We start from the raw sequence: 24,709 nt of genomic DNA, 5'->3' as shown, positions 1-24,709 counted from the left end.
GCAGCACGGCGAAAGGAGATGATATCAGGCTTTATCGATTACGAGATTTAACACTCGAAAGTTCAATCGAATTTATAGATTTACAGAATCTAATTTACTCATTTTACATTTAATATCAGAAGATTAGACTAAACACACTCAGTAAGACAATAGAAGGAAAACGCCATGATTAACATAGGTATCAATCAAGCTCACAGAGAAGAAATCGCCGCAGGGCTAAACCAACTATTGGCCGACAGCTACAGTCTTTACCTTAAGACCCATAGCTTTCACTGGAACGTTACTGGCCCAATGTTCACTAGCTTACACTTGCTATTTGAACAGCAGTATACCGAACTTGCCCTTGCGGTCGACCTTATCGCAGAGCGTGTACGTGCATTAGGTGCCAGAGCACTCGGCTCATATTCAGCCTATGCCGCGCTGACCGAGATAAAAGAAGATCAAGGTGTCACTCAAGCCGAAACCATGATCCGCGAACTATTAAGCGATCAGGAACTGGTGATCCGCAATGCCAGAGCCTTGTATCCGCTGGTGAATCAAGCGAATGATGAAGCGACTGCGGACTTGCTCACCCAGCGCATCCAACTGCATGAGAAAAATGCCTGGATGCTACGCAGCTTACTCGCAGAATAATCGCTAAATAGATGATTGCTCTAACCAAAACAAAAAGTCGCCAAGTAAACACTTGGCGACTTTTTGCCTTTAAAGCTTGATCACGCAAAATAGATTAGAGGTACTTAATCCAAGCCTGAGTGCTGTGTTTTTTATACTCGCTAAATCGCTTAACGGGATAATACAACGCGATGGCTAACACGCCCGCAATGAACCAAACCCATCCTATATTGCTCACGCCAAAGTACTCACCATGGTTTGCGCCAAAGATGAATTTCGCTAAAGTATAAAGCAGTAACAGCACGTACAAATGTAAGATATAGAAGAACATAGGGACTGAGCCAAACACAGACAACCCATGGCCCACTCGCGCTAATCTCCCACCCACTTTCCCACTTGATGCAAAATACCGCTCAAAGGCCACTAAGCAAAAGAACATGCCGCCTAAGGTCACCAGTAAAAAGCTTAATGATGGCGGGTATTTCGTTAAATTAAATACCGACATCAAGGTTTCACCCAAATGTGCCCCCGACTGCCAAGGCAAGGTTTCGCCATAAAGGTTAAACCCACGTAGCACCGCAAAAAGTACCCAACAGCTGATCCCTAAAAACAACAGCTTTTGCTGGCGAGCCGATGCATTAAGATGGCTTCCGTTCGGCTTATTACTAAAAAGTGGCCCTACAGCATAACCCAGTAAAATCACCCCAATCCAAGGCAGCACGGGATAACTCACCTTAACCCTAAGCGCACCTTCGCTGACGAGATAACCGCGGTCGTGCAATATGGTCCACAGACCGTAAGCCCACTCACTGGGCTGAAAACCAATTGGTGTCAACAGATTATGGCCAAAAACAATCGCAAATCCTAAAAGGGCCATCCAAGGTCTAGGCAGGTTTATCAGCGCAGCGAGCGCTAACATACTCAGACCAATCACCCAAATCACCTGTAACCAAAGGGTGTAATAGCTGACCATCCAAGAGAGGTTAGAGAAGTTAATCACAAAAATTTCCAGCGCGATTAAAAACAGCCCGCGTTTAATCAAAAACATACGTGCTGAACGTGGCTCGCCATGGCTACGATTGGCATAAAGCCATGCAGAAACCCCGGTTAAGAACACAAAGACCGGCGCACAAAAATGGGCGGCAAAGCGACTCACAAAAAGCCCCCAAGAGGTCGAACTCAAATCCATAGGATCGCTCACCTGCATGTGAAAGAAAAACCGCTCCCGCACATGGTCGAGTAACATGATAAGCATCACGGCGCCGCGCATCATATCGATACTATTAATCCGGGTGCGGCCAATAGAACGACCCAGTTCTTGCTCAGCAAAACCTGAAGATAACGCTGGGTTAGCACTGATATTAGAATTCATAGCTGACACTCACTTTAATGCTACGTGGCTCACCCGGCACGGCCCAAAGAGCGGAATAGCTACTCGCGATGTAATGTTCACCCAGTAAGTTATCCAGATTCACTCCAAGGCTTAAGTTGTCGCTTAAGTGGGTGCTCATAAACAACCCAAGTAACTGATAAGAAGGCAATTGAAAACTAGGATCGGCAGAATCGCCGAGGCGCGAATCCACATAACGCCAGCTAAGCCCTAGATGACCATCAATAGAAAGCCGATTCAAATCCTGTTTCAGAATCACACTCGCGGTATGCTTGGGCACATTCACCAGTGGACTGCCTGCAGGAATGAGCACGCCCCAATCAGGATTCAAACTGTCATTGGCGGTACGGGTATTAAGATAGGCATAGGATAATTTTGCTTGTAAATCCTCCGTCAGTTCGGCGGCTAAATCGAGTTCAACCCCGCTACTTTTAGCTTTACCTAAGGTGGCAGAAAAACCAACATTGATAGGATCTGAGGTCAAGATATTGCTCTTTTGAGCATCGAACACGGCTAAACTACCGTTTATAGGAAGATCGTTTAACCAAGTACCATTAAACTTCATCCCCAGTTCAACCGACTGACTCTCTTCCGCTTCGAAGGGCTTACCCGCAAAGTCAGTTCCAGAAAGCGGTAAAAAGCCTTCAGAATAAGAGCTATAGAAACTTAAGGCATCGGACCATAAATACACCAGACCCACCTTGGGGCTGACTCGACTATCGGTTTGCTCTGACAGAGTATCTTTCGCGACTTCACTGATATCTTGCTGATAACTATCGAACCTTAGCCCAAGGTGCAACTTCCACTTTTCTGTTAAATCCATTTGATCTTGCAGATAGGTCCCCCACGCCTTTTGAGTCTCGTTATTCTCATACAACAAACTCACCTCTGGCTGAGGCCCACCGTATTGAGGGGTATAGATATCGATGGCGTATTCACCTTTTTTGCCCCGATAACGATACAGTCCCGTCTTCAAATTGTAGTGATAGGCATCGGCACCAAGCAGCAAATTATGACGAATAAAACCCGTATCCACATGACCACTTAACTCTAGACGCAGCGAATTATCCTCAGAGGCGTAGTCACGATATCTGTGCTGCCTAGTCAGCGTGCGACCATCATCAAATAGCGATTGCCGCCCCTTTGCTAACTCGGCATCAGACGAATACCCCTTCAAGCTAGAGTCTCGGTAGTTATAGCCAGCAGTTAATGACCAATCATCATTTAATTCATAGTCATAGGTCAGCTGATGTCCTGTGGCATTCACCTTAGTTGCGCCATCATTAGGCTCACCTAAATAACGCGAGCGGGGTACGGTATTAATATCGTTATTGAGCACAATAATGCCGCGATCGAATAGCTGTTCCTGCTTGAGGTATTCCATTTCATACAGCAAGGAAGCTTTTTCGGAAATCTGCCAACGCACAGACGGCGTAACGATTTTTTTATCGCTAAACACATAATCACGAAAACTATCGTGTTCCTGCCAAGCGCCATTAATCCGAAATGCCAAGTTATCGGTTAAACCTGAGGTCACATCACCTTCTAACCGATATTGATCGAAACTTCCTGCCGACGCCTTTAAGTAGCCACTGGTTTCATACTGAGGTTTCTTCGTCACTATATTGACCGTACCACCGGGCTCCGAGCGGCCATAAAGTGCCGAACCTGGGCCTTTTAAAATCTCGACATAGGCAACGTTTGATAAATCTCTATGACCACTAAAACCTCGGCCACCATTAAAGCCATTGATTAAATACCCCGATGGCATGTTTTCGTTGCCCGGAAAGCCGCGTAGGGAAAAACTATCCCATAAACCGCCGCCATTGTTTTGCCGCGCCACACTCGCGGAATAGTCCAGTACATCTTGAAACCGCGTCAGCCCCGCATCTTTTATCAATTGCTCGTCTAACACACTGATCGCTTGGGGAAGTTCAGTTGAGGACACATTGCCACGATAGGCTTGGCGATAGTGGATACTTAAACGTTCAATGTCAGTGTCAAGCACTGCGTCACTCACAGTATCAATAGCTTGTGAACTCGATTGACTGCTTTCTGCGGCCAACAACATTGAAATAGGATTGAGCACAAACAAGGCGCCCAGCAACAGCGCAGTGCGCTTAGGGACATAAAAAGAAGTCATTTTCACTCCGGAAACAAACAGCATCGGCGCCTTAGCTAAGCCAAGGCGCTCAAAGTTAATTAAGATAAATTGAATAAACAGTAACTTATGCTGTTATGGGCGGAGCACGACTATTGAAGAAACGACTAAAAGGTCGCTTAAAGGAAACGGCCTGAAACTCAACCGAGATATAACCCTGCTGAGCGAGTTGAAAATGAAAGGGGGTACTGGTTAGCGCATGTTGCAACTGGTGCTGATGTAAGCACAGCGAACAATTGGCCTTAGAGTCTTCACTAGCATGGGAAACACTGTGAACAGCAATGGCAACAGACAATAGCACCAATATGGCAGCAAGCCATATCGCTAGGGTGCGTCTTGTTTGTATCACACTATTCAAACCCTACTTCCTCAGATAATTTGGCAGGCGATTGTATGTTAAGCACTACTAAAGTTGCAAACCGATTTACCTAAGCCGTAGGGCTTAAATGTTACAAGAGGTAACTTATCCCATGAGTCATTAGCTATGCCGTCCATAGACTATTTGCAGCCAGCTACTTTACATAACCCTTTAACACATCATCAATCATGATATTAAGGGATGTTATGCCCGCACCTGTGATATACCAAGCCTCTGGATCCACAAAAATAACATTCCCCGTCTTCCAAGCATTGGTCTCACGCAAGAGAGGGTTATCTATGGACTGTTTATCCAATACTGGGCTTCGCTCCATCACTGCGGTTCTGTCAACCACGTAAATGATGTCGGGATTGTTTTCAAGAATAAACTCGCTTGATACAGGTTGACCGTGCAATCCCATCTGCTCTGATAAGCTAGCGGGTTTAACCCCTAGCGCACTGTAAATGAACCCATAGCGTGAACGAATACCTAAAAATCGAAAAGCGCCATTATTATGTAGCACCACCAATGCTTTTTCTGGCCTGTCCTTAATGACCATTCTGGCGGCTTGGATCTTAGTTTCCAGTTCATCCACTTTATGTTTTGCCAAGGTTTGCTTATCGAATAATTTACCCAGCATCAATAAGTGTTTTGTGACTATATCAAAGTAATCGCTGTTGCTGTCTTGGTAATCAATATCCAAATGAATGGTTGGTGCCAAATTGGAAAGCGCTTGATAATGACTAGCTTGAACGGATGACATCAGCACCAAATCGGGTTTAAGTGCATAAATACGTTCCATATTGGGTTGAACGATAGCACCTAAATCAACGATATCACTATTGTTGCTGTAGTCTTTCAGGTAGTAAGGAACAAAATCCTTTGGCATACCGACAATGGGAATACCCAACTGTTCGAGATAGTCGACTTCATTCATATCTAGGGCCGCAACACGCACTGGCCGTTTTGTAATAACTGTAGTGCCCAGCTTATGCTCTACCTCTATCGGGGCAAAATCCAACTCAGCCGTTGAAGCGCGAGTATCCGATGATGCAAGTTGTACTGATTCGGTTTTATTGTCGCAGGCCAGCAAAAAAGCCGAGCTAAATAACAGAATCGCTATCACTTTAGTCCCACTTCTACATTTCGACGTCACTTGTATTCTCCTTGTAAGTTGAAGTTGAAATAGTTACATACTGTTCCTTGGTTCGTTTTCAGCACCTCAAGATCCAGTTCGTACAGTGCTTTTAACCTTTGTGCTGTGACGACCTCTTCAACGGGTCCAGCGCAGTGCACAACGCCTTGCTTCATACCGACAATATAGTCGGAGTAGTTAGCCGCAAAATTGATATCGTGAACCACTAACACGACCGTTCGTTTGTAATCGTCACACAGATGGCGAAGCGCCCGCATGATGCTAACGGCATGTTTCATATCCAGATTGTTGAGCGGTTCATCTAACAATAAATAGTCCGTTTGCTGTGCAATTGCCATTGCCAGAAAGGCCATTTGGCGTTGTCCGCCGCTAAGTTCATCAATAAATACATTAGCTAATGACTGTAAAGCTAAAAACGACAGCGCTTCATCAATGGCGCGATGATCTTCCTTTGTGAGTGCCCCTTGGCTATAGGGAAAACGACCAAATGCCACTAACTCCCTGACCGTCAGGCGTAAATTGAGGCTGTTAAACTGACGCATGGTTGCCACTTGCTTGGCATAATCCTTCAAAGGAATATTGTGGATAGCAGTACCTTTGAGTAATACCTCGCCCTGCTGGATATTCAGTAGCCGACCAATCGACATCAGTAAGGTACTTTTGCCAGCACCGTTGGGGCCGATGAGAGAAGTAATCTGATGTTCGGGAAATTGTGCTATGACATTTTTTAGCACCGGTTTCGCGCCATAAGACTGATATAAGTTATTGACGGTTATCACACTGCGCTCCGAGGTTTAAGAATTAAGACAAAGAAATAGGCGCCACAAAATAGATTAATTAACAGCCCAACACTGGTTTGATAATTAAACAGATGCTCAACGAGCATTTGCGCGATCAGAAAAACCGAGATAGCAACGGCGCATCCTGTTATCAAAGTAAATGAGTGCGACGGATGCCTTGCCAGTGCATAGGCCATGTTCGCGACAAATATCCCCATAAAAGCAGTCGGCCCCACTAAACTGGTTGATATTGCGACCAATACCGCGATAAGACCCAATAGCAGGCGCACCACTTTTTGATAATCAATACCAAGAGAGATAGCTTGCTCCCGCCCCATCAGTAATACATCAAGCACTGCACGCACTCTCCAAGCGGCAATACACACGGCACTGACAAGTACTAGAGAGATAAGCAATTGCTCTGGTTGAGCGCGGTTGAACGACGCTAGGCTATAGCTCTGGAAAATAGAAAACTCACCGGGACTGATAGAATATTGGATTAACTGAGTAAAACTGCCTAACACCACAGTGAGCACTAAGCCCACAAGCAGTAGGAAGAACACATCATGTCGATCTCCACTAAATAGCCAACGGTGAATCGCCATTGAGTAAAGCAGCATCACCACGACTGAGACAAAGAAATTGCTGTTAGCGGTGATCAGAATACTGCTGCCCGTCCCTAAGATAAGGATCAACAGTGCCTGCAAAATCAGGTAAACCCCTTCATACCCCATGATAGATGGTGTTAAAATGCGATTTCCGGCTAAGGTCTGAAACAATATCGAAGAAAACGCAATACAGACACCACCAAGGCAAATAGTGCCCAAACGCACCAATCGATTCGGTATGACATAGTCAAAATCAAAGCCTGAGCCCATCAATAAAAATGTGACTGCCAACATAATAGGCAGCCCCCAGCTCAAAAAACGCCATGCACTGTCTTTCATTTGATTTTCCAAACGATAACTAAAAATATGAGTCCACCTAAACAGCTTGCCGTTAGACCTATAGGAATTTCAAAGGGATACAAAACAAGCCGACCAAGCAAGTCACAGATAATCAGTAGCGTTGCGCCAGCAAAGGCGATAATAGGCAAGGTGCGTTTTAAATTATCGCCGTAACGCATAGCGACAAGATTAGGAATAATCAAACCAATAAATGGAATGCTCCCGACTGTGATAACTGTGGTCGCTATGGTCAGGGAAACCAGCACTAACCCTAAGATAACTAGGTTGAAATAACTCAGGCCGAGTGTGGTAGCCAAGCCTTCGCCCATTCCTACAATGGTAAAGCGCTGTGCATAAAGGTAGGTCAGTATGACTACGGGAAGGATCAGATAGATGATTTCGTAGTTACCTTGCACGATTTTTGAAAAATCACCCAACATCCATCCCTGCATACTCTGCATCATATTGTTTTGATATGCATAAAGTTCCGCTATCGCACTGAGTACACTGCCAAACATAATCCCAATAATTGGAATGAGCACCGGACTCTTATACCGAATACCACGAATAATCAGAATAAAGGCTAAGCTCGCAAGCAAGCAAAAAACTAAAGCCCCCAACATTCTGGCGGTGCCCCCCATACTCGGGGCATGAATGATTGAAATTAATATGCCTAGTTTGGCGGCATCAAGCCCGCCACAAGTAGCAGGTTCAACAAACTTGTTTTGCACAATCTGCTGCAATATCACACCACAGACAGCGAGCCCTACACCTGAGCAAATCAAGGCAAAGAGCCGCGGCAAGCGACTCGCAGATAACACCAACCAGACATCATCCGATAACGTCAGCATCTGCGTCACAGAGGCATACTTTGCACCTAGCAGCAATGAGGCAAAACAAAGCACAAAAAAGCACGTCAGTGCATAAACCACCTTCACAAACTGATACTTCCTATACGCAATAAATCTTGTACTAATCTGCAGCCGCTATGAGGTTTTCATATCGACGCGCTATGTTTGAGCCTTATCAGATCCCCCTGCCTTTTGGGCATGGGTAACGGCAATACCCGCTAACACTAAGTCACGTTTTCGCTCCCACCATTTGCGAGCGCCCACCTTCATAATGTCTACCATCGCATTTATCTGCTCAGCTTTATCAGGGAGCTTGGTGGCTTCATCTTCCCAAATTGCGATAATTCGCTCTTTACGTGTCCGACCATCGGCTTCTGGTTTAGTGGTTGACCACCATCCCAAAAAGCACTCCCCCACCATGTCAACTAAGATATCAACGGCCAGCACTGCTTCATCGAGGGAGAAGCCTTTGCGTTGCAGCTTTTCGACCGATTCAGCAAAAGAACGTATACCCGATGACGGCGTAACACTGGCCTGATGGATAGACTCAGCGAGGCCAGGATGACGCTCATAGAGTGCCCAAATGGCATCGGTCAATATGATCAATTCGCTCCGCCAATCTGTGGCCGCTGGCGCTCGCCAGTCCAGCTCATTAATTGCAAGCTCAGCAGCAATGGAGATAACATCATTCCGACCTGCTACGTGATGGTAGAGGGAAGAATGATCGACCTTTAAATGCGCGGCTATAGCAGGGATGGTCGCTTGATCAACCCCAATCTCCAACGCAGCTCTGGCGATAGCCTCACGGGAAATACGGCTAGGTCTGCCACGCTGGCGTTTTTGAGTGGGTTGATCCGGTACTTGTGTCATATCGATAAGGTTTCCAAGGCAAAAAAGCCATTCTAACCGCTCTTGCTACCCGCTGCATGGCAATAGCCAATACCGCGGGTAGAATCTAGCCGCTAAAACTTCGCCCTAACGCCTACACCTATTTCTCGAGGTTCAAGTAAATATGCATCCACGCCTCCGGTACTTCTGTCAGCCATTTTTGCCACGGGTGCACGTTCATCCAGCAAATTGCGTGCATAAACAAAGGCTTCAAAATATTGGTTGATTTGATAGGAAGAATTCAGGTTTACCGTAGTGTAAGATCCCACTCTTAACTCTGGCTCATTGGTATCCGTTGAAAAGTATCCATCCGTATGGCGCACATCACCGCTCACTTTAATGGCGTCTGTGATTGAATAGTCAAACCCTATATTGAACATATATCCCGGCGCTTTACTAAACTCGTTGCCGACAAACTCCTCGCCACGGTAGTCATTAAATTCACTTATCTCAGTTTCAAGTAAACCCAGCCCACCATATAGGCTAAAACTATCGGCCACTTTAAAGTTCCAATCTAATTCAATCCCATAGCTCTGCGCTTCATCAGCATTAATAATGACAGAACCAAAGGGACGCCCATCGAGGTAATCAGTAACTGAACGTTGTGAATCCTTAAAGCGGGTGTAAAAGAGATTGCTATTTATGATCAAGCGTTGTTCAAGCAGATCGATACGGGTAAAAAGTTCATAGTTCCATGCCGATTCGGCATCGAATGTATAATATTCGCCGCCGCGGAAGTTAATGCCTGTGCCCCCAGGAATGTTACCTTCACTGATCATAGCGCCGACTAAGACGTTATCTGTCAGATCATAGGACAGGGCAACCTTAGGTAATAACGCCGTAAACGTTTCTTCATATTGATGGCGCACACCTGGGATGTAGCTGGCAATACCATCGTGGCTAATTTCATCAGACTGATAACGGAGTGCGCTGGTGAATGCCCACTTAGGTGAGAAGCGCCATATGACTTCACCGTAGGGGGCAAAACTGGTATGTCTCAAGTCGGCGTCGGCATTACCAAATACGTTGTTCAGCTTGTTGTTGGTTTTATCATCCCAGTAGAAGACACCGGCAACCCCACTAAACTCTGAACTTTTGTCACCAAAGTTCAGCCTTATATCATTCGAAAAGTTTTCATTATCTCGTTTTGCAATTCCTTGATAAGGTGCTGCGAAGTGATAATCAAACTGCCCTTCTGAATACTGCAGTTGGTTATGTAACTTCATCCCATTGTCGAACACATATTCAAGATCAAAAAGCCCGACATGATTGCTGACTTCTTGATTATCCTGAAAAATTGAACGATTTTCTAAGTCATCATAGGGTTCTGATACCACCTCATTTCTGGGACGTTTAGCCTCAGTGGAGGAATAAGTCAGCATGGCGGAAAAGTTGCTGTATTTTTCGGGTTCCCATAGCAACTTCGCCCGTAGATTTTGGTTTTTAAACTCAAAATCCAAATCATGGGCAGTAAAATCGGGGTTAACGTAATCAACAAAGGTATCTCTAGCACTGTAATCTGCGCTAATTCTTGCGGCAAAGTCATTACTGAGCGCACCAGATGCCATAACCGAAAAACGCTGCTTATTCCGACTGCCATAAAGTGCTTGCGCTGCAAATTCTGGCGTATAAGTGGGGTTATGGGTATGGATGACTACGGCGCCAGCAATACTGTTGGCTCCTTGACTGGTCGTTTGCGGACCACGGTAGACTTCAATAGACGACACATCCCACACGCCTGCGGCACCTAAATCCAGTTCTGCGGGGCTCAGATATTTACCATCAACACTGATAGTTGCACCCGGCACAGGCTTAGATAAGTAGGCATTACCCGCTGCAACAGGCCCTTTAGTATCCGTACCGCGGATAATGGGCGCATCGGTATTTCCGGCATAAATTAAGTTTGGCGTACCGCCGAGAATTTCAGAAATCGTTGATTGGTCGGCATTTTTCCTCAACTGTTCTTCGGTGATCACTGTCACTGAGCTCGCAGTTTCTTTCAGCGTGCGCTCGATTTTCTGACCGTAAACTGTGATAACTTCAATATTTCCCGCTGCATCTTTTTGCTTGGATTGCTTATCTGGAGCAGTTCCACTGTCAGCAATAGTTGAGCCTGAAATAGCGCTAAGCCCCAGCGCAAGAGAACCGATAACCCACTTTGATTGTGGGTAAAACTTACCAAATCGGGGCATGTGTAATAACTCCTTATACGAAAGATTTGTTGCCAATGAGAATAGTTATCAATTATATTATCGCCGTTCAAAATATTTATCAACACCATGTTGATAAATAAAAATGACCGCTTAATATGGTCGCCATTTCATGGCGGTTCAATTTTTATGAAACAAGGAATTTGGCTCGTGGATGTTCATTTGCCCATAAACTCTGGCACTCAGACTATTTTTTACTCTGCAATATCAAGACTTCATCGCTTCATTGGCCTTGTGTTAATCACACTTTCCAGACCGAAGCCCAGCCTGTTCCACTTCGATTTTTTAGGTGAACATTAAAATGCAGCGACTTTTCAGTCCCACTTCAACATTAGCCTTCGCCCTACGTCCGGCGATTCCCGCACTCACTTTCGGAATGCTGCTAGCGGCAGGTGCTGGCATGACGACACTAGGTGCACTCTGGTGCATGATTCAACTTATTGCTGGCCATCATTCGCTATGGTTAGCGGGGGCGCTCATATTTGGGATATTGTCGGCACTGCTTTCTGGTAGCGCATCTTGGGTTAACCACAATGCTGAGGCGCAATTTTCTGGAAGATTAAGGCGTCATGTTGCAGCGCATCTTGTTAGGTTGCCACCAAGTACCTTGGCAAAATATAAGGGCGAAAAGTTAAAGCGATTAATGGTCGATGACATAGCATCATTGCATCATATGATCGCGCATTTACCCTCAGAATTAGCGACCTTTATCATTGTCCCTGCCATCACTATTGGTTTGCTGATCTTAAGCGCTGGCTTAGTGGCATTACTTGCCCTTATACCAGGCCTAGTCGCAGCGCTTTTCTATTTGGTGGTGATCCCAAGGCTTGCAGCAAAACAGGGGGAAGCACGAGTCAATGTGATGGGAAATATCACTGCCGCGGTGGATGACTACGCCCGTGGTGCGCCTGTATTTCGCATTTATGGCGTACAAACGGGTGCTATGGCCGATTACCAAAAGGCAACGACACATTTTATTGGGGATATTCTTGAGCGGGTAAGCAAGGTATCAACTTCAGTCGCTGTGGCCACATCACTACTGCAGGCTGTCTGTACTTTTGCCATTGTCTATGCCATCGGGTATGAATGGCCGCCAGAAAACCTTGCTGCAGCCTTGTTCTTCAGTCTGGCCATAGTCACGCCAGCCCTAAAGCTCGGGCATGGGCTTGATTATCTTGCCACGGGCCGCGCTGCCGCTCAGCGGCTAACGGATTTTCTTGAGCAGTCGAGAGTTCCTGTTGGTAACGGCAATATTGAGCTTAATGCAAATATGCAGCTCACCCTCACGAATGTTGTGCCTTCACTGTCTACAAGCAATCAATCTGTGCCCATTAACTATCAATTTAGATCTGGCAGAGTCACAGCAGTTACAGGGATCAGTGGTATTGGCAAATCCACATTACTGCGTTTATTAGCTGGCATGGAGCCGCTAAATACCGGAGATATTCGACTTGCTGGTATTGCACTCAATGAGATGGATGAAGCCTCGATTAATCGCGCGATCATGCTATTACCGCAAGGTGCGGGACTACTGGCAACCTCCATCGCCGACAATCTCGCGCTCACCGCACCTTATGCCACGGATGACGATTACTTAGCAGCATTACACTGCGCGCAATTGGATAAACCCTTAACTACTCATGCAAGCGCGCTCTCTGGCGGTGAAATACAACGCGTTAATCTTGCTCGTGTATTTCTTTCACCCGCTAGGGTGATATTGCTTGATGAACCCACATCGGCCCTAGACAGCGAAACGGCATTTAACGTGTTCACAGCGCTACGCCATCACGCAAAAACAAACCACAAAACGATTGTGATGGTCACCCATGACTTAACGCTTGCCGAGCTGGCGGATGACAAGCTCACACTCAAGCATCATCACAGGGAAGGAGAAGGCCAATGATAAATCGTCCCCAAAATTACGCAGCCATAAAGCACTTAATACCTGTTGCCTGCGGTTGGGCTGTGACGGCCATATTGGAAGCGGCATGCTACATTCAACTGGCTTTAGCCATTATTGAGCAGCAATCACCGCAAAAAGTGCTATCGATTGCTGCAATAACCATACTCACCACAATACTGGCTTCGCGTTCAGGTTTTTGGGCTGGCGCAAGGCTGGCCAATGCGCTCTACAGTGCCTTAGGCACGACCATGCAACAAGCTAAACTCTCTTGGTTTACACCGAGTGTCAGGACACTACTCATAGAAACTGTCTCTCGGAGTATTCCTGGCTTTATGAGTATTCCGGCACATCAATTTCAGGTATTTATTCATGCACCGCTTATTCCGCTCTGCATTACCTTTGGCATAGGATTGATCGGTGGCATGCCACTGGTATTGATGTTGGCTAGCTTGTTGCTCGTGTCATTTGTGATTCAGAGTATGGCGCAACGAGCCCTTGCCCGCGCAGATATGGACCGAAACAACACTGAATTGGCAGCAGATCAGTCAACCCTTGAACTGATCGACCACTTAGAGTTACTGCGCACAGCAGCAGGATATAGCGGCGCAACAACACGATTGGAGCAAAACTGGCAAACACAAGAAATCGCACTGGAACGAACTAATCGCGCCGCTGCCATAGCAACATTACTGTCGGCTATCGCCAGTTTTTTACCTATTGCAGGCATGGCATTCTATCTGGTGCTATCCGGTATAAACAATACGACAATGCTGCTCGCTGTCTTGATGTTGACCATGCGCGCGGCGGCGCCACTTGAAACTCTCGCCGTGGCGGCAATAAGCATTAATGATCAGTTAGCGGCTATTAAACACTATCGACAAGCGACTCATGCGCCAATGCTCAAAGATCCAAGCCAAGTGCAACAAAAGACACCGAACAATCATACAATCGAATTGAATAACGTAACATTTCCCCCTGCGGTGCAAAATATCAATACCACTATCGAGCCAGGTAAACGCGTGCTGATTTGTGGCCCGAGCGGTTCAGGTAAAACCAGCTTACTTAAGTTATTGATGCGCTTTGATGATCCCACCCTAGGCCTGATCACTTTGGGCAAAGTGCCACTCACTTCAATCCCTGCTGCTGAACTTGCCCGCTTTTTCGCCTATGTGCCGCAGGATCCACTCATCTTTACAGGCACCATTGCCAGTAACATTCGTATTGGTAACCCTGATGCCGACGATCAAGCCGTAGATAAAGCGGCACGCCAAGTGGCGCTGGATGAAGTATTAGACAGATCAGAACTGGGCATTTACCAAGAAGTCGGCTTGCAAGGCGCAGGGTTATCGGGAGGGGAACGCCAAAGGCTTGCCTTAGCACGCGCGCTTATCAAAAATGCACCGATTCTGATAATGGATGAGGCAACCTCGGCATTGGATGAAGAGACAGAAAAGCGTGTAGCCAAGGCTATTTGCGAACAGAGTTGTACATTGGTTTTAGTTTCGCACCGAAACCAATCACTTTGGCAGCCAAACAAAATAATAGAATTTCATCAATCAGTTGCCTCAAAGTAGGATCGGCTTTCTACGCATTAAAAAACTGAATTACAGATATCTGACACAGATTACAGTGATTAATTTGTCGTTACTGACCAACATATCAATGAGTTATGTACTGCAGCCGAAATGACATGAATCATTTCGGCTGCAGTTATTGCTCGTGCAAAAGAAGATGAGCATTACTGTAGAACCGACCAAGCCTTGTTGGCATAACGCTCACTGAATCAAAGCATAAATACTCGAGCTTCCTCTCGCTTTTGAGCTTTAAAATCCCTCAAATTATCAGCTACCCGTTAATAAACTAGTAACCATATTTTGCGACAGGGTGCCAGTTTTTATTAACATCCTCTTCAATAAACTTTTGTTTTTCTTTGATTAAATCCGATTCAACTAACCCTATCGCTTGATGGGCCTTTTCCTTAGTACTGATATCTGGATAGCTAACTTGAGTCACGTTAAGTTGCTTCAATATTCCAGCGAGCAGATGACGTGCTTCGTTCGCTTGTTCGATGGCTTTATCTAAAAGCTGTTTACCTTCTTGTGGATTATGTGCATACAAACCATGTGAAGACATGGCAAAGTCCCAGCGCCACTGACTGTGTCGTATCGCCATAATTGGCTCATTCATATTCTCCCATTTAGCACCTGCATCCCATGCCGCTTTGGCTTCATAGTGGGCCTTGACGAGCAGAGCTTCAACTTCGCGGGCTTTGGTCTCAATCGTTAATTTATTAGCCGCGAGCTTGGTTTCAATTTTGGTTTTACTGCTATGGCAGCCACTGCAACTGTTATCAAAATGCGGTAAGGCTTTATCAACTTTATGGCTAGTAAATTCAACACCTTTTGCATCCTGCTGGGTAGGCATATGGCAGGTAATGCAAGTGACACCGACTTCGGCATGTTTACTGCGACTCCAGTGTTCAAACTCAGGATGACGTGCTTTGAGTATGGGGGTTTTCGAAAGAGGATGGATCCATTCGAAGAAGCGGCGAGTGTCATAATATTTTTCAATATCATCTGCGGTGCTGCCAAAAATCCAGGGAATATTAACAACATTACTTTTTTCCGGACGAAAATAGTAAGTGACATGACATTGACCACATACCTGCGCACCTTGCATATCGGTATCTTGTTTATCGAATGGCAGGTGAATTTTAGCCATAGCCTCTTGGGCATGGGGACGAGGTAAAGTTAACTTATTAGTGCCAGATTCATGGCAATCACTGCAATACACTACGCTTTGGATCTCTTTGCCCAGATCAGTAAAGTTTTTAGCGGAGTATCCTTCAAATCCCAGTTGTTCAATCAATCTAGGGGCATCCGGTGTCTTGCAGGTCCAACAACTGGCGGATAATCCTTTCTCTCCTGCTTTAGGGGGGACACCTGTACGTAAAGTATGCGTCACATCAGCAACGGCAAAATGGTGTCCACGTGGGCTATGGTACTCTTTGGCATAGGAAGATCCTGCCCAGAGTATGATGCTGGCGGGATAATTGGCGAGCATATCCTCGCGTTCAACTTGTTCAGAGGTGGCTTGCCAAGATTGATATTGGTTAGGATATTTTTGTTGATTGCTAGTATCGGAAGCCGCTACAGATGCACATGTAGTTATGACGAGCAAGCAAATCATTTTTAGCAATATAACTGTTTTTAAATAAATTTTCACTTTGTATCCTTTTGTCCTAACATCAATATTAACCTGGGCGCCCATCGATACGGGGGCGAGAAAGTATCGGCAAGTAATGCCATACAAACAGTGCAAATGCGATAAACCAGCAACTGCCAGCCAACCATAACCAGACTTGGGTGTGGGCCGGAAACCAGATGGGCATTAATGCCCTGAGCAGTGCCGCTAATGGTAGGCAGATAAATGCCAAGATCATTTTCGGGCCCTCATAAATATTTCGACTTGTGTGCCCGAGTGACACTCTGGAAATCATCGAAAGACACAGGGTAGCCATACAACCAATAGCAAATAGGTGAAGCAAACTGCGATAGGCATATTCATTATCGAGATACCAACTCATGGCTAACAGGCTGAGTGGCAACATTAAATAGGCAAGATGCAAGGACCACAGCATAGGTTCTTTCAGTGTTTTATGGGGTAACCAGCGTGCAAATCGGACCAGCTGCAAGAGCCCTGCAATGAGCAGTAAGCCTCGCTCGACTTCCAGAGGTATAAGGTGGATGAGTGATTGAATGACGAGCAAGATCATCGTCAGGATCAGCGGGTATTCAATCCAAGTTAAGGGATCTGCTTTAGTGGCCTTAATGCGCATCGCGGTAAAGAATGGAATGACACGTCCACCGACTATGGTGATAAGTAAGGCTAACCACCATAACATCGCCTGCCAGATCTGGTTGGCAAGAATAAAGTCGCGCTCAAAAAGGGCGTAATAGCTGACATTGTTAATCACGAGTACAGCAAACAACATGATCGGAAAACCAATATTGCGCCATTGCTTCACCTTATAAATGCAGCGCCATAGGGTAAGGCTTGCCATACCAAGGAACAATGAATCAAACAAGGCGGGCAAAATGAGCGGAACCTGCATTGGAAGTAAGAGTAATAATCGTGCCAGTAACCAGCAGCTAAAGGTCAATGCGAGTGGCCATCCCTTTAATGTGGGTTGGTTGGTCCAATTTTGCACGGCTGTCAGCAAAAATCCACACACAATTGCCATAGCAAAACCGAACAACATTTCATGTGGATGCCACCATAGCGGCAGTATCTTGCTCCAAAAAGATGAAGGGAAAAAGCTATATTGGGGAGTAAACCAAGTTAATAGCCACAAAGGGATATATAGCGCAGCTAATATTGCTCCCCCAAGGAAAAAAGGTCTAAAGCCTAAGCGCCATAACGCGTGAGTACGTTCGGTTTGTGTAGGATCATCAATATTTAGCATAGTTGTTAGCCGAGTAGCAGAACGATGATGAACACACTTAAGATGTATTCAATATAGCCCTTATATTGTACTGTTATGACCTTCAATTCAAACTAAATCTTAGATTTTGGAACTAAGATCCCAAAGATGAACAAAAAATAAAGTGTCGTGGAATACTCATTTCTGACGGCTAATAGGCTTGATCAATGTACTGCGGGTTCATGATGGACAAAGGTTCGATGCAAACTTTTACACAGGTAACGGCACAAACCAGTCACACATTCGTAAATTTTAGATAGGATAAATACCGTTTTGATTTAAATAACCGTGGCTTTGATTGGCCTATCTTATTTCGAACACAGCCAAGACTTTGATAGCACAGGCAGCTCAATTTATAACGGCGATAACAGTTGCAGATGATTATGTGGTAACTCGCTTTAGCATCGATTATCAGGCTAGAAACTGGCGGATTAGTGACTTCGCCAACAACCTATTTGATGAACAAGCATTGACAGTAAATGAGCCTACAAGCCGCAGTTATGTGGAGGGTTACGACAGAAAAGTGGAAATAGTACCGACAATTGGTAGCGTTAAAAAATGACTATTTATTCAATCCGAGTAAAATCATTTTCTACGTTTTATTCTACGCAAAAGAAAACGGCTCGCATATTTCTATGCAAGCCGTTGTTTTATTTGGCAGGGGTGGCAGGACTCGAACCCGCAACCATCGGTTTTGGAGACCGCTGTTCTACCAATTGGAACTACACCCCTGTTGACGTGGGGCATTATGCTAAAAGCACTTCCAAAGGTAAAGTACTTTTTATGGCAAAACTCATTAACTGAAGGTTTTTCAAACAAGTTAGGCTATTGCTGTTGATTTAACTGCCACTGAGATTAAAAAGCCATCGCATATTAGCGATATGACGTAGTAGATACTTAGTTTAGAGCCCATAGGTTAATAGTAACTCGACTAAATGATCCCACAACAAATCAGTTTGATAAGACCAAATAAGTGTGCCGTTTCGGCCATTTTGAGGTGCTTAAGGGTTAAAGACGCGCATTTATCGAAAAAAGATCTGAGTTCGATTTATAAAATCGGCGTTTTATAGTATAAGCATCGTCAATTTCATACACTGCTCGACGGAACCACTCATGTCTGACAAATTTTTCTTCAAGGGTCGTAAAACCCCTAAGCCGAAGCACGAAAGCTATGGCTACAACACTAAGCGTGCCGCTAAACCGGGTACAGAAGCATTACCATTACAATTAATTGTTGCCGACGAAGCGCGTAAACTCGAAGTTGCCGCGATTGTTGCCGAACACCAGCTGTTCGCCAATATCGAAGTCAATGCCGACGTCGCTGAAGATATTGTTGAATTAGAAGGTTTATTAAATAAGCCTAAGACCACGACTTTCGAGAAAAAACCGAATCGTAACGAGCCTTGCGTTTGTGGTAGCGGTCAAAAATTCAAGAAGTGCTGCGGCAAGTAAGCGCTTTCATCTGCGTGATATAGATAGGGACTTTTGCTGTAACGCTTTTGTGCGTCGGGAATAGCCCCTTTTCTCCCCCTCTTTTTAGTTTCTCTCCCCAAAGCCAATTAATCTTCCAACTTTGAGATAAAAATCCGCTGCAAATCGTTATTCCATAGCTGAATAATTTTGCGGGTCTTTTCTTTATTCCAAAAACATTTACCAAATAAAATCAAACCCGCACCTTCAAAGCAGCGTTTATCTTCTATTTCAAATTGCGCTAATAATGGTTGCTTTATCCCATCGATAGGAATACCGATATCTTTGCTGTCGGCGGGGTTAAGCCAACTCATCGTCGGGTCAGTGTGGGATATCGTGCCCCAATACATGTGGGGTTTATTGTCGCTTGGGTCCGCATCGGCAAAATTGACAAACAGGTTCTTCGCCCGCCAACGGTATTTTCGCTCAGCGTCTGTGTATACCCAGAGATCTGATTTTGCTAAATCTGTACCGCGCAATAAACTGTGGAGTAACTTTTCGAGCCCTTGGCTAGGCACTCGTTTTTCAGTGGTATGTTCAGCGGTGTTAACTTGGTAGCCTGTTTTCGACTCTTGTATCCGATCATCCACTGACGATGCAACAGACGCTTTCGATGACTCAGGCATAGAGGACAATTTAGGCGTTGGCTCAGTCTTGCTGGTTAATACCTGTGCAGTCGAAACTTTGTTTGCAGGCGTATGGCGACGAGGTTTACGGCTAAAATCGATCATTAAGGCATCGGCGTCCACCAGCTGTTGCTGCACTTCGATGGCATCTTGCTCCTCACGGGACTTTTGTGCCGAAGGTTTAAATTCAATGCAATCGGCTTGATGATATCGCGAGCCAAAACAAGCGGCTTTACCGTCTTTTGAGGCTTTACGGAAATATGCTTTACCACCGCAGGCGGGGCAAATTAACCATTGCCGCAAACGCTCGATATCCTCATCGGGTAATTGTTGAAACTTAAAAACACTATAAGTCGTTCTCGCAATTAAATGATCCTCTGTTTCGAGTTCACAAATAGCATCTAACATAGTGTTCTCCTTTATTTTCGACTGCTGGCAATACCGCTATCTATGCCCAAGCATTAATCCCAAAAGTGATAACACTTAACAGAAGCAACATGCCAAGTACGCGGTAAATCAAACCTAAAGTACTGGTGCCTTGCGAGCTCGCATCCGAATGTAATGGCATGATTTTAACTTTTGCGGCATCTTGGGTTTTGTGTTTCATTCTGCATCCTTAAAATATTTCGCCAATGGCATTATAAAACTTGAAGGAATTAATAATGCGGCTTTTGCGGCACTTGATGCATGATAAAAGGGTGTCAGTTGAGTGATTAGCGCGTTGAAGCATTTGAGTGCGGCCAAGGCATCGGCGGCGGCATAATGAATTTGCGCACTGGATAAAGGCACGTGCTGCCAATTCGATAAGGTGACTTTTTTAGGTTTGTCGATACGTACACCCAAAAGCGCCGCAACTAATTGGCGCGTCCCCATTTCCTTCTCCGCTCCAAGTTGAGCCAGTGCCCAATTTAAATCTAATGTTGAGGCGACATTAATGCCCCATTGCCGCCTGAGAGCGTGTGCATCACTGCGTAAACCAACCCCGACTTTGAGTATGGTTTCATCTTCTAATAAGGCTTTTAACTGGATAAATTGCTCTCCCAGAATGGCATGCTGAAATAAATAACAGGTATTCGCTGTCGCGATTTGGATAAGACTCAAGGGGTGTTGCACGCCGCGCTCAAAGCTTGCACGGGTTTCAGTATCAAAACCTAAGACTTGATCAACCTGTAATCGCGCGACAACCGCATCGAACTCCGACGGCTCAACCACCTCGATGCGGACATGTTGAAATTCAAAAGCTGCTAATGCTGCAAGTTCAATATCATCAATACGTGTAGTCAGAGCGATACGTTGCTGCAGCCACAAATACGCCCACTGACGCTGCGCTTGAAGTTGAGTTTTAGCTTTAATCGCATTTTCAGCCTCGGCCGATACCCGCTCACTTTTCAGCGGCTCGGTCAAGGCATTGAGGTTATCAAGATAAGCCGTGCCAGCAGCATCCATTACCGCCATTAACCCATCGGCATCTTTGCCAAACTCTTTACGTAACCAAGCCAACTTACTCAGGGAGACACAGTACTTCATTAACTTCATCGTGCTCATCCTTGATGGTTGATGCGCGCAGCTAGTTAACTACGCAATTTCTGTATTCCTGTCATCGCAATAAGTGCAACAGCGCCAGCAACGACACCAAATAAGCCATTAAGAATACTTGGCGTCAGCACAGCAAACACAGGTCCAACAACATCAATGGCAGCAACCGCTTGTTCAGCATGGTGGATTTGCTCGCCGACTAGGTGTAGGCCATGAGTTAAAATCCCACCGCCCACCATAAACATGGCTGCCGTGCCAATAATCGTTAAACTTTTCATTAATACGGGAGCTGCACTCAATAAACCAAAACCTAATTTACGGTTCATTTGAGTTAATACAGAGGCGCCTTCACGTTGACTCAAGTACAAACCCGCATCATCCATTTTCACAATTGCCGCCACTAAACCATACACGCCTATGGTCATGACTATCCCTATGACAGCTAACGTAAAAAACTGTGTCGATAGGGATTTGTCCGCCACGATACCAAGGGTAATGGCAATAATTTCCGCCGATAACACAAAGTCGGTACGAATCGCCCCTTTGACTTTTTCGGCCTCGTAGGCGGCGAAATCTTTAATCTCAGGTAACTCATTCTCTACTTGGGTTTCGTGTTGTTGCTGGCCTTTTCGATGGCTATAGCTGTGATGCAGTTTTTCAAACCCTTCGTAGCATAAAAACAGTCCACCAAACATTAATAAAGGGGTGACAGCCCAGGGAATAAAAGCACTGATAAGCATTGCTGCTGGTACTAAAATCAACTTATTACGGAATGATCCCTTGGCCACCGCCCACACGACGGGTAATTCACGATCGGCGCTTACGCCCGTCACTTGCTGGGCATTGAGGGCTAAATCATCCCCCAATACACCCGCGGTTTTCTTTGCCGCCACTTTACTCATTACCGCTACGTCATCCAAAATCGATGCGATATCGTCGAGTAAGGTTAATAAACTCGCGCCTGCCATGCTAAATCCCTCTACAAATCATCTATAAACCATTCTGCTTTTGCCATAGTAGCTTAGTTAGATTAGTTGCGTATAGCGAAATGCTTTCCAACTTAACTGCTTAAGTTACTTACGTTATTGGGACTGCTTGCTAATGTGAAAATGCCAGCAATCTAGATCACACCCACGGTGGAATTGCGCCACATTATTTATCGGAAAAGAGTATACTAAGCCCAGAATTTTTTACTCATTTGCCGTTACAGGATGTCAACATGACTCAAGATGAAATGAAAAAAGCTGCCGGTTGGGCCGCACTTAAGTACGTTGAAAAAGACAGCATTGTTGGTGTTGGTACGGGTTCGACTGTGAATCACTTTATCGATGCACTGGCGACCATGAAAGCCGATATCGAAGGCGCAGTCTCTAGCTCTGAGGCATCAACTCAGAAAATGAAAGCGCTGGGTATTCCCGTTTATGACTTAAACAGCGTCGATCGTTTATCTGTCTATGTGGACGGTGCCGATGAAATCAACGACCGCATGGATATGATTAAAGGTGGCGGCGCGGCATTAACTCGCGAGAAAATTGTCGCGGCTGTGGCTGAGAAGTTTATCTGTATCGTGGATAACACTAAGCAAGTCAACATACTAGGCGAATTTCCACTACCCGTAGAAGTCATTCCGATGGCACGCTCTTATGTGGCGCGTCAACTCGTTAAACTTGGCGGCGATCCTGTGTACCGTGAAGGCGTTGTGACCGATAACGGCAACGTGATCCTCGATGTGTATAATCTTAAGATCCTTAATCCAAAAGAATTAGAAAGTCAGATCAATGAGATAGTCGGTGTAGTGACTAACGGTCTGTTTGCCAAACGCGGTGCGGATGTGTTACTCGTTGGCACCCCTGATGGCGTAAAAACCTTTACCGCCAAATAAGTTCTGCGTTTAAAGAATCCATCGCAGTCACAAGGCTGCTGATTGTAAAAATACGCTGTAAAAATGCCAGCCACTTTTTCAAAGGGCTGGCATTTTTTATGGTTCTTTTTATAGCTCTTTTTTATAGTTCAATGTTATCTGACTCAGCTGCCCATCGCAGACAGCTTATATCAAACGCTGGCTTACCAAGCTCTGGCAACTAGACCTTTTAAGTAGAATCCTTCTGGGAAGGCGCTACCGATAGGGTGATCGCTCGCTTGGCTTAAGCGTTCAATAAACTGGATTTCACGTTTCGCATCGAGCGCGGCATCGGCCACGATTTTTTGGAACAGATCCGCAGGCATTAATCCTGAGCAAGAGAAGGTCAATAACACGCCGCCCGGATTCAACAACTGCAATGCAATCATATTGATGTCTTTATAACCACGGCAAGCCCCGTTTAACTGTGCCTTGTTATCGGCAAACTTAGGCGGGTCGAGCACAATCACATCAAAGGTTTTGCCTTCATCACGATATTGGCGCAACAACTTGAACACATCGGCTTCGTTGTAATGCACATTGTCATCACTCAAACCGTTCACTTGCATATTGAGGCGCGCTGTCGCCAAGGCTAGAGAAGACACATCGACGTTTTCAATACTGGCAGCGCCTGCTTTCGCAGCGTACAGACCAAAAGTCCCCGTGTAGCAAAAACAGTTCAATACCGATTTATCTTTGACAAAACGGGCGGCAATGGCGCGGTTATCACGCTGATCGAGATAGAAACCTGTCTTATGGCCTTTAATCACATCGACGGCGATCTTGATGCCGTTTTCTTCGATAATCACCGGCATTTCAGGCAGAGTGCCGTGCAGTAAACCGGTAACAGGCAGCAGGCCTTCTTTCTTACGGGAATCCACATCGGAACGCTCATAAATAGCGCAATCAGGATATTGCTCAGCCAATAGCTCGACTAAGGTATCGCGCCATAAATCAGCACCTGTGCTCAGTAACTGGCACACCAACACATTGGCATATCTGTCGATGGTGATCCCAGGTAAACCATCGGACTCAGCAGCCACTAAACGGTAACCCGTTAAGCCTTGCTCGCGGATTAAATCGTTACGGCCGATTTGCGCCCGCTGTAAACGTCTAGCAAAAAACGCGCGATCAATTTCCTCTTCGCGATCGAAAGTCCAAATCCGCACTTGAATTTGCGACTCAGGCGACCAAGCACCACGACCTAACCAATGACCATCATGCGCGACCACATCGACTGTCTCACCCGCTTCAGGTTTTCCCTTAATGTTATGAATAGCATTGGAAAATACCCAAGGATGGCGACGCTCGAGTGACTTCTCGCGGCCGGGTTTAAGTTTGATTCTGATAGCCATAGTTGCCTTTAAAAATAGGGCCGCCACTAAAAAAGGGCTGCTGTCTAAAAATGGGAAACGGATGATATACCCAATGCCACCTAA

General features: G+C 45.6%; 21 protein-coding genes, 1 tRNA gene and 1 pseudogene. 6 read left to right on the top strand and 17 right to left on the bottom strand.

Annotated elements, in window-relative coordinates; all coding sequences use genetic code 11:
- Window positions 1-165: 165 nt before the first annotated feature.
- Entirely contained in the window at window positions 166-633 is a 468-nt protein-coding gene (gene dpsA / locus L5L98_RS08575; protein WP_028761488.1) for a DNA starvation/stationary phase protection protein DpsA, read from the top strand.
- A gap of 94 nt (window positions 634-727) precedes the next feature.
- Here the strand turns inward: dpsA and L5L98_RS08570 are convergent, their stop codons facing one another.
- The 9 genes from L5L98_RS08570 to L5L98_RS08530 all read right to left on the bottom strand — a co-directional run bounded on the left by L5L98_RS08570 (window position 728) and on the right by L5L98_RS08530 (window position 11,334).
- Window positions 728-1,984, bottom strand: a complete 1,257-nt coding sequence (locus L5L98_RS08570) for a DUF1624 domain-containing protein (RefSeq protein ID WP_263140060.1) — start codon at window positions 1,982-1,984, stop codon at window positions 728-730.
- Entirely contained in the window at window positions 1,974-4,145 is a 2,172-nt protein-coding gene (locus tag L5L98_RS08565) for a TonB-dependent siderophore receptor (protein WP_263140058.1), read from the bottom strand. The genes L5L98_RS08570 and L5L98_RS08565 overlap by 11 nt, the downstream gene beginning before the upstream one ends.
- Before the next feature lie 85 nt (window positions 4,146-4,230).
- Window positions 4,231-4,521, bottom strand: a complete 291-nt coding sequence (locus L5L98_RS08560; RefSeq protein WP_028761491.1) for a DUF2607 family protein — start codon at window positions 4,519-4,521, stop codon at window positions 4,231-4,233.
- 154 nt (window positions 4,522-4,675) lie between these two features.
- Window positions 4,676-5,677 carry a siderophore ABC transporter substrate-binding protein gene (locus L5L98_RS08555; RefSeq protein ID WP_263140056.1) on the bottom strand — a complete coding sequence of 334 codons (1,002 nt, stop codon included), beginning with the start codon at window positions 5,675-5,677 and terminating at the stop codon, window positions 4,676-4,678.
- Window positions 5,674-6,456 (bottom strand): ABC transporter ATP-binding protein, encoded by a 783-nt coding sequence (locus L5L98_RS08550; RefSeq protein WP_263140055.1) that lies wholly within the window; start codon window positions 6,454-6,456, stop codon window positions 5,674-5,676. The genes L5L98_RS08555 and L5L98_RS08550 overlap by 4 nt, the downstream gene beginning before the upstream one ends.
- Window positions 6,453-7,403, bottom strand: coding sequence for an iron chelate uptake ABC transporter family permease subunit (locus L5L98_RS08545; protein ID WP_014611500.1), 951 nt, complete (start codon window positions 7,401-7,403; stop codon window positions 6,453-6,455). The genes L5L98_RS08550 and L5L98_RS08545 overlap by 4 nt, the downstream gene beginning before the upstream one ends.
- The gene (locus L5L98_RS08540; protein ID WP_113939273.1) at window positions 7,400-8,341 is read right to left on the bottom strand and encodes an ABC transporter permease; all 942 of its coding nucleotides are present in this window, start codon (window positions 8,339-8,341) and stop codon (window positions 7,400-7,402) included. Before L5L98_RS08540 ends, L5L98_RS08545 begins: the two co-directional genes overlap by 4 nt.
- A gap of 72 nt (window positions 8,342-8,413) precedes the next feature.
- Complete coding sequence (locus L5L98_RS08535) at window positions 8,414-9,124, bottom strand: TetR/AcrR family transcriptional regulator (RefSeq protein WP_219234616.1); 711 nt, start codon at window positions 9,122-9,124, stop codon at window positions 8,414-8,416.
- 92 nt (window positions 9,125-9,216) lie between these two features.
- Window positions 9,217-11,334, bottom strand: coding sequence for a TonB-dependent receptor (locus tag L5L98_RS08530; protein ID WP_263140047.1), 2,118 nt, complete (start codon window positions 11,332-11,334; stop codon window positions 9,217-9,219).
- Window positions 11,335-11,653: 319 nt separating this feature from the next.
- Here L5L98_RS08530 and L5L98_RS08525 point away from each other — a divergent pair, with 319 nt between their 5' ends.
- Together L5L98_RS08525 and L5L98_RS08520 are read left to right on the top strand one after the other, a co-directional pair.
- Entirely contained in the window at window positions 11,654-13,255 is a 1,602-nt protein-coding gene (locus L5L98_RS08525) for an ATP-binding cassette domain-containing protein (RefSeq protein ID WP_263140046.1), read from the top strand.
- The gene (locus L5L98_RS08520) at window positions 13,252-14,829 is read left to right on the top strand and encodes an ATP-binding cassette domain-containing protein (RefSeq protein ID WP_263140044.1); all 1,578 of its coding nucleotides are present in this window, start codon (window positions 13,252-13,254) and stop codon (window positions 14,827-14,829) included. Before L5L98_RS08525 ends, L5L98_RS08520 begins: the two co-directional genes overlap by 4 nt.
- A gap of 286 nt (window positions 14,830-15,115) precedes the next feature.
- Here the strand turns inward: L5L98_RS08520 and L5L98_RS08515 are convergent, their stop codons facing one another.
- Together L5L98_RS08515 and L5L98_RS08510 are read right to left on the bottom strand one after the other, a co-directional pair.
- Window positions 15,116-16,525: an ammonia-forming cytochrome c nitrite reductase subunit c552 gene (locus L5L98_RS08515; protein WP_198573664.1), complete on the bottom strand. Its 1,410-nt coding sequence runs from the start codon at window positions 16,523-16,525 to the stop codon at window positions 15,116-15,118.
- Window positions 16,509-17,720, bottom strand: coding sequence for an NnrS family protein (locus tag L5L98_RS08510; RefSeq protein ID WP_263140042.1), 1,212 nt, complete (start codon window positions 17,718-17,720; stop codon window positions 16,509-16,511). Before L5L98_RS08510 ends, L5L98_RS08515 begins: the two co-directional genes overlap by 17 nt.
- 388 nt (window positions 17,721-18,108) lie before the next feature.
- On the opposite strand from L5L98_RS08510, the pseudogene L5L98_RS08505 reads away from it, so the two are divergent.
- Window positions 18,109-18,300, top strand: a pseudogene (locus tag L5L98_RS08505) (hypothetical protein); the annotation flags it as partial.
- A 93-nt stretch (window positions 18,301-18,393) separates the two neighbouring features.
- On the opposite strand, the gene L5L98_RS08500 reads toward L5L98_RS08505, so the two are convergent.
- Window positions 18,394-18,470, bottom strand: a tRNA-Trp gene (locus L5L98_RS08500).
- A 381-nt stretch (window positions 18,471-18,851) separates the two neighbouring features.
- Here L5L98_RS08500 and L5L98_RS08495 point away from each other — a divergent pair.
- Window positions 18,852-19,190, top strand: a complete 339-nt coding sequence (locus tag L5L98_RS08495; RefSeq protein ID WP_028761503.1) for a PBPRA1643 family SWIM/SEC-C metal-binding motif protein — start codon at window positions 18,852-18,854, stop codon at window positions 19,188-19,190.
- Window positions 19,191-19,297: 107 nt separating this feature from the next.
- Here the strand turns inward: L5L98_RS08495 and L5L98_RS08490 are convergent, their stop codons facing one another.
- Genes L5L98_RS08490 through L5L98_RS08475 form a run of 4 tightly spaced genes read right to left on the bottom strand, consistent with a single transcriptional unit; the run spans window position 19,298 to window position 22,338 of the window.
- Entirely contained in the window at window positions 19,298-20,242 is a 945-nt protein-coding gene (locus tag L5L98_RS08490) for a hypothetical protein (RefSeq protein ID WP_263140038.1), read from the bottom strand.
- A 40-nt stretch (window positions 20,243-20,282) separates the two neighbouring features.
- Window positions 20,283-20,441: a hypothetical protein gene (locus L5L98_RS08485; RefSeq protein ID WP_173497483.1), complete on the bottom strand. Its 159-nt coding sequence runs from the start codon at window positions 20,439-20,441 to the stop codon at window positions 20,283-20,285.
- Window positions 20,438-21,370, bottom strand: coding sequence for a 3'-5' exonuclease (locus tag L5L98_RS08480; protein WP_263140036.1), 933 nt, complete (start codon window positions 21,368-21,370; stop codon window positions 20,438-20,440). Before L5L98_RS08480 ends, L5L98_RS08485 begins: the two co-directional genes overlap by 4 nt.
- Before the next feature lie 35 nt (window positions 21,371-21,405).
- On the bottom strand, window positions 21,406-22,338 hold the full coding sequence (locus L5L98_RS08475; protein ID WP_219255308.1) for a DUF808 domain-containing protein: 933 nt from the start codon (window positions 22,336-22,338) through the stop codon (window positions 21,406-21,408).
- A gap of 251 nt (window positions 22,339-22,589) precedes the next feature.
- On the opposite strand from L5L98_RS08475, the gene rpiA reads away from it, so the two are divergent.
- Window positions 22,590-23,252 (top strand): ribose-5-phosphate isomerase RpiA, encoded by a 663-nt coding sequence (rpiA, locus tag L5L98_RS08470; RefSeq protein ID WP_263140033.1) that lies wholly within the window; start codon window positions 22,590-22,592, stop codon window positions 23,250-23,252.
- Window positions 23,253-23,434: 182 nt separating this feature from the next.
- On the opposite strand, the gene L5L98_RS08465 is transcribed toward rpiA, so the two are convergent.
- Window positions 23,435-24,625, bottom strand: a complete 1,191-nt coding sequence (locus tag L5L98_RS08465) for a class I SAM-dependent rRNA methyltransferase (protein ID WP_011788387.1) — start codon at window positions 24,623-24,625, stop codon at window positions 23,435-23,437.
- Window positions 24,626-24,709 lie beyond the last annotated feature (84 nt).

It is taken from the genome of Shewanella sp. SM23 (assembly GCF_025654295.1).
Taxonomy (GTDB): domain Bacteria; phylum Pseudomonadota; class Gammaproteobacteria; order Enterobacterales; family Shewanellaceae; genus Shewanella; species Shewanella oncorhynchi.
This window is presented reverse-complemented; position numbering and strand designations above follow the sequence as displayed.

What these genes read in the sequence shown, in the direction of transcription:
- L5L98_RS08490 (WP_263140038.1), bottom strand. Translation starts at nt 20,242, where the DNA reads ATGTTAGATGCTATTTGTGAACTCGAAACAGAGGATCATTTAATTGCG.
- L5L98_RS08475 (WP_219255308.1), bottom strand. Translation starts at nt 22,338, where the DNA reads ATGGCAGGCGCGAGTTTATTAACCTTACTCGACGATATCGCATCGATT.
- L5L98_RS08530 (WP_263140047.1), bottom strand. Translation starts at nt 11,334, where the DNA reads ATGCCCCGATTTGGTAAGTTTTACCCACAATCAAAGTGGGTTATCGGT.
- L5L98_RS08510 (WP_263140042.1), bottom strand. Translation starts at nt 17,720, where the DNA reads ATGCTAAATATTGATGATCCTACACAAACCGAACGTACTCACGCGTTA.
- L5L98_RS08495 (WP_028761503.1), top strand. Translation starts at nt 18,852, where the DNA reads ATGTCTGACAAATTTTTCTTCAAGGGTCGTAAAACCCCTAAGCCGAAG.
- dpsA (WP_028761488.1), top strand. Translation starts at nt 166, where the DNA reads ATGATTAACATAGGTATCAATCAAGCTCACAGAGAAGAAATCGCCGCA.
- rpiA (WP_263140033.1), top strand. Translation starts at nt 22,590, where the DNA reads ATGACTCAAGATGAAATGAAAAAAGCTGCCGGTTGGGCCGCACTTAAG.
- L5L98_RS08525 (WP_263140046.1), top strand. Translation starts at nt 11,654, where the DNA reads ATGCAGCGACTTTTCAGTCCCACTTCAACATTAGCCTTCGCCCTACGT.
- L5L98_RS08565 (WP_263140058.1), bottom strand. Translation starts at nt 4,145, where the DNA reads ATGACTTCTTTTTATGTCCCTAAGCGCACTGCGCTGTTGCTGGGCGCC.
- L5L98_RS08535 (WP_219234616.1), bottom strand. Translation starts at nt 9,124, where the DNA reads ATGACACAAGTACCGGATCAACCCACTCAAAAACGCCAGCGTGGCAGA.
- L5L98_RS08515 (WP_198573664.1), bottom strand. Translation starts at nt 16,525, where the DNA reads ATGGGCGCCCAGGTTAATATTGATGTTAGGACAAAAGGATACAAAGTG.
- L5L98_RS08570 (WP_263140060.1), bottom strand. Translation starts at nt 1,984, where the DNA reads ATGAATTCTAATATCAGTGCTAACCCAGCGTTATCTTCAGGTTTTGCT.
- L5L98_RS08520 (WP_263140044.1), top strand. Translation starts at nt 13,252, where the DNA reads ATGATAAATCGTCCCCAAAATTACGCAGCCATAAAGCACTTAATACCT.
- L5L98_RS08545 (WP_014611500.1), bottom strand. Translation starts at nt 7,403, where the DNA reads ATGAAAGACAGTGCATGGCGTTTTTTGAGCTGGGGGCTGCCTATTATG.
- L5L98_RS08485 (WP_173497483.1), bottom strand. Translation starts at nt 20,441, where the DNA reads ATGAAACACAAAACCCAAGATGCCGCAAAAGTTAAAATCATGCCATTA.
- L5L98_RS08480 (WP_263140036.1), bottom strand. Translation starts at nt 21,370, where the DNA reads ATGAAGTTAATGAAGTACTGTGTCTCCCTGAGTAAGTTGGCTTGGTTA.
- L5L98_RS08465 (WP_011788387.1), bottom strand. Translation starts at nt 24,625, where the DNA reads ATGGCTATCAGAATCAAACTTAAACCCGGCCGCGAGAAGTCACTCGAG.